The organism is Mesorhizobium sp. M3A.F.Ca.ET.175.01.1.1 (assembly GCF_004791945.1).
Lineage (GTDB): Bacteria > Pseudomonadota > Alphaproteobacteria > Rhizobiales > Rhizobiaceae > Mesorhizobium.
In genome coordinates, this window is sequence record NZ_SRTP01000400.1 from 1 (window position 1) to 286 (window position 286).

Sequence of the window (286 nt, forward strand, 5' to 3'; positions counted from 1 at the left end):
CCCGGTCAGCATTCGAGAGCGACTGGCCGGGACGTCGAGAATCTTGATTCAGTCGATCCGAGGGAGTTCGCCACGCTGTGCGAGAACGTGTCGTCGCTTCGGCTCTACTATGCGCTTCCTGACCATCTGCGGAGTGATCTCAAGCGCAACGATGCGCTCAGCGCGTTTTCGCTCAAAAACCGGCTGGGGCGGCTTTCCGTCAATGACATCATCGAGCGGGTTATCACGGAGAAAGCGCCGTTCCGGTCTCGATACACATGTTGTCATGCAAATTGCGACTGTCCAC

The 286-nt window shown here is 57.3% G+C and carries 1 protein-coding gene; it reads left to right on the plus strand.

The window, feature by feature from the left end; translation table 11 throughout:
• Positions 1-286, plus strand: a 286-nt coding sequence (locus EN818_RS33430; RefSeq protein WP_210237341.1) for a hypothetical protein, incomplete at both ends; no start/stop codon positions are given.